15 protein-coding genes are annotated in these 11,990 nt (G+C 40.9%); 9 read left to right on the top strand and 6 right to left on the bottom strand.

Annotated features, from left to right (window positions below; genetic code table 11):
- Nucleotides 1–2: 2 nt before the first annotated feature.
- The 3 genes from blaOXA to FRX45_RS07145 all read left to right on the top strand — a co-directional run bounded on the left by blaOXA (nt 3) and on the right by FRX45_RS07145 (nt 2,560).
- Nucleotides 3–821 (top strand): class D beta-lactamase, encoded by an 819-nt coding sequence (gene blaOXA, locus FRX45_RS07155; protein WP_152267724.1) that lies wholly within the window; start codon nt 3–5, stop codon nt 819–821.
- 130 nt (nt 822–951) lie between these two features.
- Nucleotides 952–1,947, top strand: coding sequence for a VWA domain-containing protein (locus FRX45_RS07150; RefSeq protein WP_152267723.1), 996 nt, complete (start codon nt 952–954; stop codon nt 1,945–1,947).
- Between the two features lies 1 nt (nt 1,948).
- On the top strand, nt 1,949–2,560 hold the full coding sequence (locus FRX45_RS07145) for a tetratricopeptide repeat protein (protein ID WP_152267722.1): 612 nt from the start codon (nt 1,949–1,951) through the stop codon (nt 2,558–2,560).
- A gap of 59 nt (nt 2,561–2,619) precedes the next feature.
- Here FRX45_RS07145 and FRX45_RS07140 read toward each other — a convergent pair whose 3' ends face one another.
- The 3 genes from FRX45_RS07140 to FRX45_RS07130 form a co-directional block, all read right to left on the bottom strand.
- Nucleotides 2,620–3,546 carry an EamA family transporter gene (locus FRX45_RS07140; RefSeq protein ID WP_152267721.1) on the bottom strand — a complete coding sequence of 309 codons (927 nt, stop codon included), beginning with the start codon at nt 3,544–3,546 and terminating at the stop codon, nt 2,620–2,622.
- Nucleotides 3,547–3,731: 185 nt separating this feature from the next.
- The gene (locus FRX45_RS07135; protein ID WP_152267720.1) at nt 3,732–4,544 is read right to left on the bottom strand and encodes a hypothetical protein; all 813 of its coding nucleotides are present in this window, start codon (nt 4,542–4,544) and stop codon (nt 3,732–3,734) included.
- Between the two features lie 119 nt (nt 4,545–4,663).
- Entirely contained in the window at nt 4,664–5,329 is a 666-nt protein-coding gene (locus FRX45_RS07130) for a DsbA family protein (RefSeq protein WP_152267719.1), read from the bottom strand.
- 217 nt (nt 5,330–5,546) lie between these two features.
- Here FRX45_RS07130 and FRX45_RS07125 point away from each other — a divergent pair, with 217 nt between their 5' ends.
- Nucleotides 5,547–5,867, top strand: a complete 321-nt coding sequence (locus FRX45_RS07125) for an RNA recognition motif domain-containing protein (RefSeq protein WP_152267718.1) — start codon at nt 5,547–5,549, stop codon at nt 5,865–5,867.
- A gap of 96 nt (nt 5,868–5,963) precedes the next feature.
- Here the strand turns inward: FRX45_RS07125 and FRX45_RS07120 are convergent, their stop codons facing one another.
- The 3 genes from FRX45_RS07120 to FRX45_RS07110 all read right to left on the bottom strand — a co-directional run bounded on the left by FRX45_RS07120 (nt 5,964) and on the right by FRX45_RS07110 (nt 8,677).
- A complete protein-coding gene (locus tag FRX45_RS07120; protein ID WP_152267717.1) occupies nt 5,964–7,295 on the bottom strand; it encodes a Gfo/Idh/MocA family protein in 1,332 nt (443 codons plus the stop codon).
- 44 nt (nt 7,296–7,339) lie between these two features.
- The gene (locus FRX45_RS07115; RefSeq protein WP_152267716.1) at nt 7,340–8,191 is read right to left on the bottom strand and encodes a sugar phosphate isomerase/epimerase family protein; all 852 of its coding nucleotides are present in this window, start codon (nt 8,189–8,191) and stop codon (nt 7,340–7,342) included.
- Between the two features lie 93 nt (nt 8,192–8,284).
- Complete coding sequence (locus tag FRX45_RS07110; protein ID WP_152267715.1) at nt 8,285–8,677, bottom strand: MerC domain-containing protein; 393 nt, start codon at nt 8,675–8,677, stop codon at nt 8,285–8,287.
- Between the two features lie 159 nt (nt 8,678–8,836).
- Here FRX45_RS07110 and FRX45_RS07105 point away from each other — a divergent pair, with 159 nt between their 5' ends.
- The 5 genes from FRX45_RS07105 (at nt 8,837) to FRX45_RS07085 (ending at nt 11,954) form a co-directional block, all read left to right on the top strand.
- The gene (locus FRX45_RS07105) at nt 8,837–9,451 is read left to right on the top strand and encodes an SCO family protein (protein ID WP_152267714.1); all 615 of its coding nucleotides are present in this window, start codon (nt 8,837–8,839) and stop codon (nt 9,449–9,451) included.
- 61 nt (nt 9,452–9,512) lie between these two features.
- The gene (locus FRX45_RS07100) at nt 9,513–9,929 is read left to right on the top strand and encodes a Fur family transcriptional regulator (protein ID WP_152267713.1); all 417 of its coding nucleotides are present in this window, start codon (nt 9,513–9,515) and stop codon (nt 9,927–9,929) included.
- 18 nt (nt 9,930–9,947) lie between these two features.
- Nucleotides 9,948–10,970: a Holliday junction branch migration DNA helicase RuvB gene (ruvB, locus tag FRX45_RS07095; protein WP_152267712.1), complete on the top strand. Its 1,023-nt coding sequence runs from the start codon at nt 9,948–9,950 to the stop codon at nt 10,968–10,970.
- Between the two features lie 195 nt (nt 10,971–11,165).
- A complete protein-coding gene (locus tag FRX45_RS07090; RefSeq protein ID WP_152267711.1) occupies nt 11,166–11,597 on the top strand; it encodes a response regulator in 432 nt (143 codons plus the stop codon).
- Nucleotides 11,598–11,660: 63 nt separating this feature from the next.
- Nucleotides 11,661–11,954, top strand: coding sequence for a hypothetical protein (locus FRX45_RS07085; protein WP_152267710.1), 294 nt, complete (start codon nt 11,661–11,663; stop codon nt 11,952–11,954).
- Nucleotides 11,955–11,990 lie beyond the last annotated feature (36 nt).

Genomic DNA, 11,990 nt, shown 5'->3' with positions numbered 1-11,990 from the left:
AAATGAAAATAAAATATTCTGCTTTCCATGTTTTAGCAATTGTTGCTATTTTACTATCCTCCTGTTCGATGAATAACGTAGAACAGGATAATTCATTTAAAAAATATTTCGATGAAAATAAGGTGAATGGAAGTTTCGCTCTTTTTGACAACGGCAGGGGAAAATTTGTGATATACAATCTTAAGAGAGATACCACACGTATATTGCCAGCCTCTACATTTAAAATAGTAAACGCGCTGGTTGCATTGCAAACGGGTGTAATAACAACAGACAGCACCATCATAAAGTGGGATGGTGTACAAAGAAATGTAAGCAACTGGAACCAGGATCTAAGCCTGGCACAGGCATTCCGGTACTCTTCCGTTCCGCATTTCCAGGAAATAGCGCGGCGTATAGGAAGAGATACGATGCAGAAATGGATAGACAGCCTTAAATATGGCAATATGAAAATTGGCCCGGCTATTGATTCTTTCTGGTTAGATAATTCGCTTCAGGTATCTCCGGATGAAGAAATGGGATTGGTTAAAAAACTATATTTCGATCAACTTCCTTTTAGAAAAGGAGTACAGAAAGCAGTAAGAGACATGATGTTGCAGGAAGATAACAGCAACTATACGATAAGTTATAAAACAGGATGGGGATTTAACGGCGAAAACCACGCCATTGGATGGGTAGTGGGATGGATAGAGGAAAACCGGCACCCCTATTTTTTTGTGCTGAACATTGAAACAGCGGACCCTGAGGCTGATATTCCCGCAATCCGGCTGAATATTCTGAATGGCATACTTAAGCAGAAGGGATTTTTTGAAGGAAAGATGTAGAGGAGAGATGTGAATGGTGAAGAGTGAATTGTGAGAGAGGAGAAGGTCAATCAATGAGTTATCAGCCCATCATTAGTACGTTTAAGCTGAAAGCTGACGGCTCAGGGCTAACAGCTAATATTTTTTTACGTTGATACGTTTTGAACATACCGAACATTTGTTATTGCTGTTGCTGATTCCGGTATTGATACTGCTATTTAAGGCAGTACTCCGCTGGAAGAAAACCACAATAAAAAAAATTGGTGATGAAAGGCTGGTAAAACAGCTCATTCATGGTTTTTCTCCCCGCAGGTATTTGACCAGGTTTGTTGTTGTATTGCTGTCCTTTGGCTGCCTTATTATTGCAGCAGCCAATCTCCAGTCTGCAACCCAGGTAGAAAAAATAAACCGCCAGGGAATAGATATCATGATTGCCTTAGATGTAAGCAGGAGCATGCTTGCCGAAGATATTAAACCCAGCCGCTTGGAAAAGTCCAAACAGTTTATAAGTAAGCTGATGAATAAACTGGAAAATGACAGGGTTGGGCTGGTCATTTTTGCGGGGAGAGCATACATGCAAATGCCACTTACCTCCGACCATACTGCTGCCGGATTGTATGTGAGCAATGCCGGCCCCGATGCAGTACCAACCCAGGGTACGGTTATTGGTGATGCATTAAAAGTATGCAACAGCGGGTTTAATGCAAAAGATAAAAAATATAAAGCGGTGGTATTGATAACAGATGGCGAAGACCATGACGAAGAGGCTGTTAAAATGGCAAAACAGTTGGCCCAAAATGGCGTAGTAATAAATACAATAGGGGTGGGCACAGCCCAGGGATCTCCTATTTTGAACCCCATTACAGCCGAAAGCAAGCGCGACCTGCATGGCAATATTGTAATATCCAGGCTAAATGAACAGGAATTGATAAACATTGCACATGAAGCGAGTGGCACCTATCAGCAATTAAACGATATAGAAACAGCAGTGGATAAAATAACAGAGCAGTTTGCAGGTATGGAGCAGAAAACAATTCAAGATAACAGCCTGCTGAATTACCGCAGCTTTTTTCAGTGGTTCCTGGTATTGGCTTTTGCCGGGCTTGCAGGAGAATTGTTCATCAGTGAAAAAAAGAAAACCCCGTAGCATGAAGCCGAGCCTGTTATATATAATGCTTTTGTTCGGTGTTCCGGTTTTTTCACAGGATATAAACCGGCTGATTGGAAAGGGCAACGAAGCTTACCGCCTGCAACAATATGAAAAAGCCGTGACGGCTTATAAGGAGGCATTAGAAACAGATCCGAACAACGTGATTGCTTCTTATAATATGGGCAATGCCCTCTTTAAAGATAAAAAGTATGAAGAAGCAGCTACTGTTTTTGATAAGGCTGCCAGGCATACAACCGATAAAAAGTTGCAATCGCAGTTATTGTATAATAAAGGAGTGGCGCTAACGCAACAAAAAAAACTGGAGGAAAGTATAGCGGCTTATAAACAAACCCTGCGCATCAACACTTCCGATACGCTTGCCCGTGAAAATCTGCAAAGGGCAATAAATGAACAGAAACAGCAACAGCAGCAGCAAAATCAAAAGGAGAAAAAAGAACAAAGAGAGAACCAGCCAAAACCCAAACCCAATAAACTTAATAAGCAACAGGTAGAACAATTGCTTAAAGCATTAGAAGAGCAGGAAAGAAAATTGCACGATAAAATGATGCAAAAAGCCCCGGTTCCCGGGCAGCCTGATAAAGACTGGTAATATTGTAAATGATGCGGGCACCCGGTGCAGTTAAACAACCGCACGAAACAGGTTTATTGCTATTTCCGGTACTTGGCCAGGTTTACCAGCAATACACCTGCCAGTATAACAACAAGCCCCGTAATTTGAAGAGCGGAAATCTTTTCACCGGCAAAAAAAACACCCAGCAATACAGCTACAACAGGATTTACGTAAGCATGTGTGCTTACCTGTGTGGCCGGCCGAACTTTCAACAACCATACATAAGCGCTGTATCCCAGTAAGGAGCCCATAGTAATAAGATATAAAACGGCCAGCCATGCCGAAGTTGAAACTCCGTGCCAGTTAAAATCATTCCAGTCTCCCCGTAAACTGCCGGTAATGGCATATGCTAATCCGGCCCCCAGCATTTGCCAGCCCGAATTAACCGTACCTGTAAATGTAACAGGTTTATATTTGGAATATAAAGAACCTGCAACCCACGCAACGGAGCCAATAACCAATACACCTATGGAAATTACTTCCCATTTATCACCATTCCCCGACAAGGCATCACCCATATTTTCTTTAAACAAAAAAATGATACCTATAAACCCTGTCACCAAACCCGCTATAATATTCGAACTGGTAAAGTTCGCCTTCCACTTGCCGTAGTCGAGCAGCACAAACCAAACAGGAGCGGACGCAAGAAAGACGGCTACTACCGAACTGGCTAAGAATTGCTCAGACCATGCCACTGCGCCATTGCCTATAAAGAGCAAAAGGAACCCGATAAAAAAGGCAAAAAGTATATCTTTCCATATAAACAGTTTCTCGCCATTGATCAAACACCAGCCTATCATAAGCAAGCCGGCAGTAAGGAAACGAAACGTTCCCATTACTGTTACCGGCATGTCCTGTATGGCCATACGAATAAAAAAATAGGTGGATCCCCATACAATATAAATAACGGCAAAAGCAGCTATTATTTTTGTTGCAGAAATTGGTGGCGTTCGGCTCTCTTCCATTCTCGCTCGTCTTTTAATTAATGTATAACTTCATTCCCGCAAGCAATCCACTGTTCTGTATATTGAAGTGCTTATTCCTTCCGCTCGGAAAAGGAAATACCGGAAGTTTATTTGAGCGGCAAACCTATAGGAAAATATTCATTAACAGGGGAAGCGGTTGGGCAAGTTTATATCTTTCCCTGCAATTATTTGTACTCCAGTATAAATTCATTGCCATTTTCATTCATCAGCGAAGGGTAACCCAAATTATTATACACATAGGTGGTTGGAGCGGTGCTGCGTACACCCTGTGCTGACGAAGGATAATTATTGTAATTAACAGAAGTGGTTTCAGTTATATTATTCTCATTTACAGAGAATGGAATATTTTCTATGCTATGATAGACTTTCCTGTACGGATTATTTTTATTATCGTACCTATAACTATGCTTAAAAGAAAGAACCGGTTCAGGGTTGAACTCGTTTCTATAATATTCTTCACTTAATACTACATTGTTGCCTTCGTAAGTGTAAAGCGTATATCCAAACAACGCGCCATCTGCCGAATACCGGGTTTGTTTAACGGGGTGCCCGAAATCATCATATGAAAAAACGGTAAAAGATCTCAGTTCATAATCGTCGTCTATTTTCAGATAGTGGTTTCTTTGTATAATTCGGTTACCGTTATATTCAAAATTGGAACGGCTGTATTGGTATTGGGTGGAAAATGTACTGCCTGAGAGGTCCACCTGCTCATCCAATTGAATTAATTTACCACTTTCATAGGTATACGCCGTTTTGGAGAAGATCAGTCCTGCTGTATAATCTTTATAGCTGATGCGGGTTTTGATGTTCCCGCTTTCGTTGTAAATGTTTTCATCCTGTATAATATCTCCCCCACTAACCTTGGTCTTTACAAATAGCAGTTTCGCGCCTGAAACATCATGGTGAATTTCGCCCTCTTTTTTACAACTAAAAATAAAGAGTACAAAGGCGAGGATATATAATTGTCTTTTCATAAACAGTACCTCTTATATTCCAATATTAAAAACACCTTATTGACATTTCAGGCCCTTATAACGTTGCACCTCCCTGCAAATAAGGATTTTAACGGAAAGCATTGGCTTACAAGCCATTCTTATTGAGCATTATTGGAAATTCCGCTTTCCTTCAATACATTTTCAAGCCTTGTTTTTAAAGTAACATAATCAGTATATCCATTGGCCAGAACGTAAAGCTTTTTTTCAGTAATCTGTAAAAACACAGCGGGGAACCCGGATACTTTAAGTTGTTTGCACAGCGCAAATTCATAGTATGCTTTTTCCCTGTACTCCGCGCTATGCAGTTTTTTATAAAAGAGCTCCGCGGGTATTTGATAATCATCCAGCAAATGGCGGTATGCTTCATCGTCACACAAATCCCTGCCTTCAAAATGTAAGGTATACTGAAGGGCGGATGCGAAGGAAACGGCAAGCCGGGGATGCTCGTCCTTGATCACACACAATGCGATAGCTGGCTTTTCAGAACTGGGGAACCAATCGCTTTTGTCAGGATTATTAATATGCCATAAATAATCCTCTCCAAATTTGATACCTGTATGTGCTTCCACTGTTTTACAGGTGTTCAGTAAATAATTTGCCATTACGCCAATATGCCTGGGCTCTTCCGGAAGGATCATTCCACCGGATAACACTTCGAAACCAATACTATCCTGATATTGCACTTCCATTTTCCTGATGACCGGGCTGAAACCATAACACCACCCGCAATAAGCATCATAACAATAAATGACTGTTGGAGCCATATTCCTTTTATTGGCTAAGGTAATTACCTGCAATTGTTATTTTAAAAAATATTTATTGAAAAATAAAAACTAACTCCTATCTTTGCGCCTCGAATTTGAGTTTGTACAGTTCCGGTAATGAAATGATTCAATCTGCTACGCATTTTCTGCTAATAGTTCAGTCGTCTTTACTTCCCTGTTTTCTCAGATTTACATTTGTAAAACTTAATCACTTAGTATGAACATTTATGTTTCCAATTTAAGTTTCAACGTCGTAGACGAGGACTTAAAAGCTTTTTTTGAAGAATATGGAGAAGTATCTTCTGCCCGAGTTATCACCGACAAATTTACCGGCCGCAGCCGTGGATTTGGCTTTGTTGAAATGCCTAATGACGAAGAAGCTAAAAAAGCTATCGGCGAATTAGACAAAGGTGTTGTTGAAGGCAGGCCTATCACTGTTACAGAAGCCAAGCCGCGTGAAGAACGCAGCAACAGCAATGACGGCGGTAACAGGCGCTCATTTGCAGGCAGTAACCGTGGTGGTGGCGGTCGCTACTAAGATGTTATCTTCCCCGGCTGTTTAACCACAACGGGAAATATCTTTTAAAGGGAGAACAAATCATTGTACAAAACGATATGTTCTCCTTTTGTTATTTTACAACCGGGGAATGGTATACCCGTTATGATAGGCCTTTGCCAGGTATTCTTTATTTACAGCATCATCTGTAAATTTTCCCGCAGCTTTATCCCAGGCCAAACGTTTTCCGCTGCGAAAGGCGATATTACCCATCTGAGCTACAATTGCTACATCTGCGCCTACCTGTATAGGGGCAGTTAACGCGTCCATTTTCCCTGAACGAATTACTGACATGAAATTCTGCATATGTTTGTCGAGCCCGTTTTCGGAAGGATTGATATGCGGCTTACTTACTTTATTCTTCGAATTTTTTTCTTCCATTACTTCCCAGCCTCCTCTGTCTAATACAAGGGTACCATTATTGCCTACAAAGGCAATGCCGTGGTCGCGACCATATTGCCCGTTATCAATACCCATAGCATGATCCCAAACCATATTAAAATTTTCAAATTCATACAATGTGGTAAGTGTATCGGGGGTTTCTTCGGCCAATTCGGGATAAGCAAACCTGCCTCCCAAAGCCATAACCGTTTTAGGCACATCGGCCTTCATGCCAAAGAGTGCATAATCTATGAGGTGTACACCCCAGTCTGTCATCAATCCTCCTGCATAGTCCCAGAACCAGCGAAAATTAAAATGAAAACGGCTTGCATTGAATGGTTTTTTAGGTGCGGGGCCCAGCCATCCGGCATAATCCACCCCTGCCGGCGGAGCAGTATTGGGCCGAACAATATCGGGCTTCATCCATCCCTGGTAGCACCAAACTTTAGCCGTTCGTATATTACCCAATTGCCCGGAATGTACAAATTCAATAGCATCCCTGAAATGCTGCTGGCTTCTTTGCCACTGACCTACCTGAACAACCTTGTCGTATCTCTTTTGTGCGGCCACCATCACATTGCATTCTGTAACAGAGTTGCCGATTGGTTTTTCAACATATACATGTTTACCGGACTGGCAGGCTTCTACCATTTGTAAACAATGCCAGTGATCGGGTGTACCTATAATTACGGCATCAATATCCTTGTTTTCCAAAAGTTTGCGGTAATCTCCGTAGGTTTTTACTTTAGCGGCATCTACATTCAGTGCAGCCAGCTCTTTTAAACGTTTATCCAGCACATTTTTATCTACATCACACAATGCAACGAGGTTTACACCCGGCACTTTTAAAGCAGCTTTCAGGTCCGACCAGCCCATACCATTGATGCCTATTACGCCAATGTTAACCTGGTCGGCGGCCATTACTCCTTTTTTATGAAATGCAAGCACATTGGGAGAGAGTGCAGATAATATAAGCCCGCCGGCGGCTATGCGTGAACCGTTGGTTAAAAATTTTCTTCTGCTGGACATATGTATTGGTTTATAAGAAAAATTGATTAAACAAAATGGGGGAATCAGCTAACCAGGTTTTTACTGATGTATTTAAAGCTTTTTTCGATGCTTTCTAAAGGTGGGCCGGGGCACTCATCCTGCTCCACAAAATAATGTTGCATTCCGGATTCTTTGGCATGAGCGAATATTTTCTTAAAGTCTATAACGCCATTCCCCACTTCTGTAAAAAACTTTTTACCGGTGTTGTCCATATCTTTTACGTGCCAAAGCGGAAAGCGGCCGGGATGCTGCTTAAACATTTCCACGGGATCTTTCCCGGCAAAACTGGCCCAATACAGATCCAGCTCAAATTTTACCAGCTTCGGATCGGTTTCTTTTAACAGTATATCAAAGCCATGCTCACCATTCATATCCACGAATTCAAAATCGTGATTATGATAACCAAATTGTATACCCGCCTTTTTACATGCTTCTGCAGCTACATTAAACTGAGCGGCAATTTTTTTATAATCATCCATTGATTTTCTCTCCGTATCTAATAAATATGCTATCACCATATATTTCTGCCCTGCAGTTACAGCATCTTCAATTGCTTTTTGCCAGTTTCCGGACAGGCTTGCCAGCATATAATGACTGCTGGGATGAGCAAGCCCGTTTGCTTTCAGCAAGGCGGAAAATTCCTTTGGCGACATTCCAAAATACTTCCCGGAATTATAGCCGAAAGATTCAACTTCCTTATAACCTATTGCGGCCACTTTTTCAATGATAGATTTTGGATCTTTTGATATATCTCCCCGGAGCGTATAAAGTTGCACTCCTATTTTTTTATTTACTTTAAGAAAAGAGGAAGGGGTTACAAAAGCTGCAACAGAGAATAAGCCGGTTTGTTTGATAAATGTTCTTCGGGTAGTCATGGCAAGAATGGTTTTAAGGAAATGAAATTAAGGAAAAAATCCAGACCCGCCCCCCGCTTAAAAAACATTATAGCTACGGCAGTGCAGCATTCATCAGGTATGGGTACAGTCACTAGCGTGACAATGATCCGCTTTGCGGCATAAGCGATAATTAATGTAATGTGCGGCAACAATCAAACCAACAGCAGGAATCAGGAGCCATATATGATAGTTATGAAACAGCTCTTTCAGCAGGAGAAAGGAAATCCCGGCGCTAAAAAAAACTACGGGCAGGGTTTTATGATGGTGCTTTTTATAACCGTGATATAAAGCATACATGCCAACAACAAAGGCCAATCCTATCATACAATATTCGAAGAAATAATTGTGGATAATATTAATCCCAAAAACGGGTAAACTGGTGAGCATCAAAGGTAATATGGCGCAATGAATGGCGCAGGCCAAAGAAGCAGTAATACCGAGGGCATCATAATTGATTCTGAACATACGTGTAGTTAAAGTGGCTGCAAATATATAAAAATTATGCAACTTTGTTGCATTTAAATAATTATAGCAAAACCGGCAACAGGTGTACAGGCATTTTATTATAAGAAGGGAACGTACCACTTACAGTTGTAACTTTGCAAAGTATAAAATTGTTATCGTATGAAGCGGAAAACGTGGTTGTACCTGGTCTTTTTTGTTTTACTTTTTGGCGGATTCTATGCTTTTTTATACGCTACTATAGATTCTTCAAAGTCGCGTTTGCCTGTTTTAAATATCGTTAAGCCTTTTTCGTTCGAGAGACAGGATGGCCAACATATAACAGGAAAAGATGTAGCGGGCAAAGTATACGCAGCAGAATTCTTTTTTACAACCTGCGAAGGCATTTGTCCTAAAATGAACAGGAATATGAAAAGGGTATTCGATCAGTTTAAAAATGAAAAGGATTTCCTGATCCTTTCGCATACTGTTGATCCGGAAACGGATAGTGTGGCGCGGTTAAAAATGTATGCCGATTCATTGGGAGCAGATATCAAAAGTTGGTGGTTTTTAACCGGAAGCAAAGACAGTTTATATAAAACTGCAAGAGAAAGTTATATTTTAGACGACCCCAAAAACAATGCCACCAATATTGACGAACAATTTATACATACACAATTTTTTGCACTAGTTGACAAGATCGGCCAGGTGAGGGGAATTTATGATGGACTGAAAAAAGACGAAATTGAAAAACTGATCACTGATATTAAGGGTTTATTAAACGAGAATCCACGGTAGCCGGGTTCAGCAAAAGTCCGCATAATATCATTTTAATGCTATTCTTCTAAACAAAACAGATATGGAACCGCATATTGCAGATTTATTAAAGAAGAACCAGTTAAGTATAACAGACAGCAGAAGAAAAATACTGGAACTCTTTTTACAAAGCGACAGCGCATTGGCACATCACGATATAGAATCAAAAACGGAAGAAAAATATGACAGGGTAACGGTATACCGCACCCTGCAAACATTTATGGAAAAAGGTATCATTCATACCATTCCCACGCCCGATAATTCTATTAAATACGCTTTGTGTAAAGACAACTGTGAAGAGGGTCATCACCATGATGATCATGTACATTTTATGTGCACCAACTGCGGCACTACTACCTGTCTCGAAGACGTGCATGTACCGGAAATTAAATTACCGCGCGGATACAAAACCCGCCAAACAGAAGTTGTTGTAAGCGGTTTATGCAAAGCATGCAGTTGAACAAATTGAAATGGAAATATGCAAAACCCTAATTTAAATACTGATAAAGCAGCGCTGAGTCCGGTTGAAAAAGAATTTGAAAACAATATACGTCCCAATGAAATTGCAGACTTTAGCGGTCAGGATAAGGTTATTGAAAATATCAAAATTTTTATCAAAGCAGCAAGGATAAGAGGCGAAGCCCTGGATCATATCCTTTTTCACGGACCACCGGGCCTGGGCAAAACTACATTAAGCCGTATAGTGGCCAATGAATTGGGTGTGCATATCAAAGAAACTTCCGGTCCTGTAATTGAAAAGCCCGCCGACCTCGCCGGTTTGCTTACCAATCTTCAACCCAATGATGTATTGTTTATAGATGAAATACACCGCCTGAGCACTGTAGTGGAGGAATATCTTTATTCTGCCATGGAAGATTACCGTATTGACATAATGATTGATACCGGACCCAATGCCCGTAGTATACAAATCAACCTCAATCCTTTTACGCTAATTGGCGCTACCACCAGGAGCGGGCTGCTAACAGCACCTCTTCTTTCCCGTTTTGCCATTAAATCCAGGCTTGAATATTATGATGCTGCTATATTAAAAAAAATAATTACCAGGTCAGCAGGAATATTACAGATAGGTATATCTGAGGAAGCGGCAAAAGAAATTGCGGGGCGAAGCAGGGGAACTCCGCGAATTGCCAATGGCTTGCTTAGGCGGGTAAGAGATTTTGCGCAGGTATTGAATGATGGCATTATAGATGAAGGCATAACGCTGCACGCACTGAAAGCCCTAAATGTTGACACCTATGGGCTTGATGAAATGGATAACAGGATTCTTTCCACTATTATTGAAAAATTTAAGGGCGGCCCTGTAGGTATTACTACCATCGCCACGGCTGTTGGCGAAGAACAAGGTACTTTAGAAGAAGTGTATGAACCTTTTTTGATTCAGCAGGGCTTTATTATGCGTACTTCAAGGGGCAGGGAAGCTACACCCAAGGCTTATGAGCATCTGGGAAAAATTTTTTCGGGAAAGAATCTTTTATTTTAGCAGCGGATAACAAGGTTTACCGTAAATGATGAATATGTACGACATAAGCTCCGGCAAATAAATTCTCTTATTGTATTTCACAATTAAATAAAATACTGCCCGCCGCGTTTACTGTAAATGGTATGACATTTGCAAAAGAAGGTTATCCTTAAGCGCCTCAAAAACAGGTCGCCTGATAACATCTTAATTAAACGTATGGATAAAAAAGTACTTGTTGTCAATTCTAAGGACGAAAGAACGGTAAAAAACAGCGAACGGAACCCGCTTGTAATGGTAGTAGAAAACGATCCCGATACCATGCTGCTGATTTCCGTTTTATTAAGAACCCTGGGATATAGCGTGATAGAAGCTTCGAATGGTGAAAAAGCATTGAAACTATTGGGAAGGTATAGCCCTGAAATAATTTTCATGGATGTGAATATGCCGGTTATGGACGGTTATACTGCTACCCGCCACATCCGGCAAATGCCTGATCCTTATTGTTCTATTCCCATTATTGCCCTGGTGGCAGATGCCCGGAGAACAGATTATGAAAAATGCAGGGCAGCGGGCATGGATGATTATATTTCAAAACCCTTTCGGCTTGAAGAAATTCAGGGAAAACTAAATCTTCCTCCGGCTGCATAGTTTTAAGCTTGCAACCTTTTGCGACAAAACTCGTCAATAATATGTTCACTTTTTAATAGCGAAATGACTACAACACAAAAGCAACCATCTTTATTGATTTGTATTGTAATGGACTTACTTGGGTATGCGAGCTATGCCCTGCCCTTTTTAGGTGAGCTTGGAGATATAATTTGGGCTCCTGTATCAGGATTAATCTTTTATAAATTATTTGGCGGATGGAAAGGAGCGGCAGGCGGTATTTTTAATTTTGTGGAAGAGTTTTTCCCGGGCCTTGATTTTATGCCCAGTTTTACTGTAATGTGGCTCATTAAATTCCTTGGTAAAAAGCAGCAAATTAGATCAATCCAACCCATATAAAGCTACGGCGCTTCAATTTGTTTGGAGCGCTATTTT

Origin of the sequence: Agriterribacter humi, from assembly GCF_009192765.1 — a bacterium.
In the GTDB taxonomy this organism is placed as follows: domain Bacteria; phylum Bacteroidota; class Bacteroidia; order Chitinophagales; family Chitinophagaceae; genus Agriterribacter; species Agriterribacter humi.
Note: the sequence above shows the minus strand (reverse complement) of the source record. Positions and strands in the feature narration are given on the sequence as shown.

Coding starts and splice junctions, on each gene's coding strand:
- FRX45_RS07135 (WP_152267720.1), bottom strand. CDS start 4,544: ATGAAAAGACAATTATATATCCTCGCCTTTGTACTCTTTATTTTTAGT.
- blaOXA (WP_152267724.1), top strand. CDS start 3: ATGAAAATAAAATATTCTGCTTTCCATGTTTTAGCAATTGTTGCTATT.
- FRX45_RS07145 (WP_152267722.1), top strand. CDS start 1,949: ATGAAGCCGAGCCTGTTATATATAATGCTTTTGTTCGGTGTTCCGGTT.
- FRX45_RS07100 (WP_152267713.1), top strand. CDS start 9,513: ATGGAACCGCATATTGCAGATTTATTAAAGAAGAACCAGTTAAGTATA.
- FRX45_RS07090 (WP_152267711.1), top strand. CDS start 11,166: ATGGATAAAAAAGTACTTGTTGTCAATTCTAAGGACGAAAGAACGGTA.
- FRX45_RS07105 (WP_152267714.1), top strand. CDS start 8,837: ATGAAGCGGAAAACGTGGTTGTACCTGGTCTTTTTTGTTTTACTTTTT.
- FRX45_RS07115 (WP_152267716.1), bottom strand. CDS start 8,191: ATGACTACCCGAAGAACATTTATCAAACAAACCGGCTTATTCTCTGTT.
- FRX45_RS07120 (WP_152267717.1), bottom strand. CDS start 7,295: ATGTCCAGCAGAAGAAAATTTTTAACCAACGGTTCACGCATAGCCGCC.
- FRX45_RS07110 (WP_152267715.1), bottom strand. CDS start 8,677: ATGTTCAGAATCAATTATGATGCCCTCGGTATTACTGCTTCTTTGGCC.
- FRX45_RS07130 (WP_152267719.1), bottom strand. CDS start 5,329: ATGGCTCCAACAGTCATTTATTGTTATGATGCTTATTGCGGGTGGTGT.
- FRX45_RS07085 (WP_152267710.1), top strand. CDS start 11,661: ATGACTACAACACAAAAGCAACCATCTTTATTGATTTGTATTGTAATG.
- FRX45_RS07125 (WP_152267718.1), top strand. CDS start 5,547: ATGAACATTTATGTTTCCAATTTAAGTTTCAACGTCGTAGACGAGGAC.
- FRX45_RS07140 (WP_152267721.1), bottom strand. CDS start 3,546: ATGGAAGAGAGCCGAACGCCACCAATTTCTGCAACAAAAATAATAGCT.
- ruvB (WP_152267712.1), top strand. CDS start 9,948: ATGCAAAACCCTAATTTAAATACTGATAAAGCAGCGCTGAGTCCGGTT.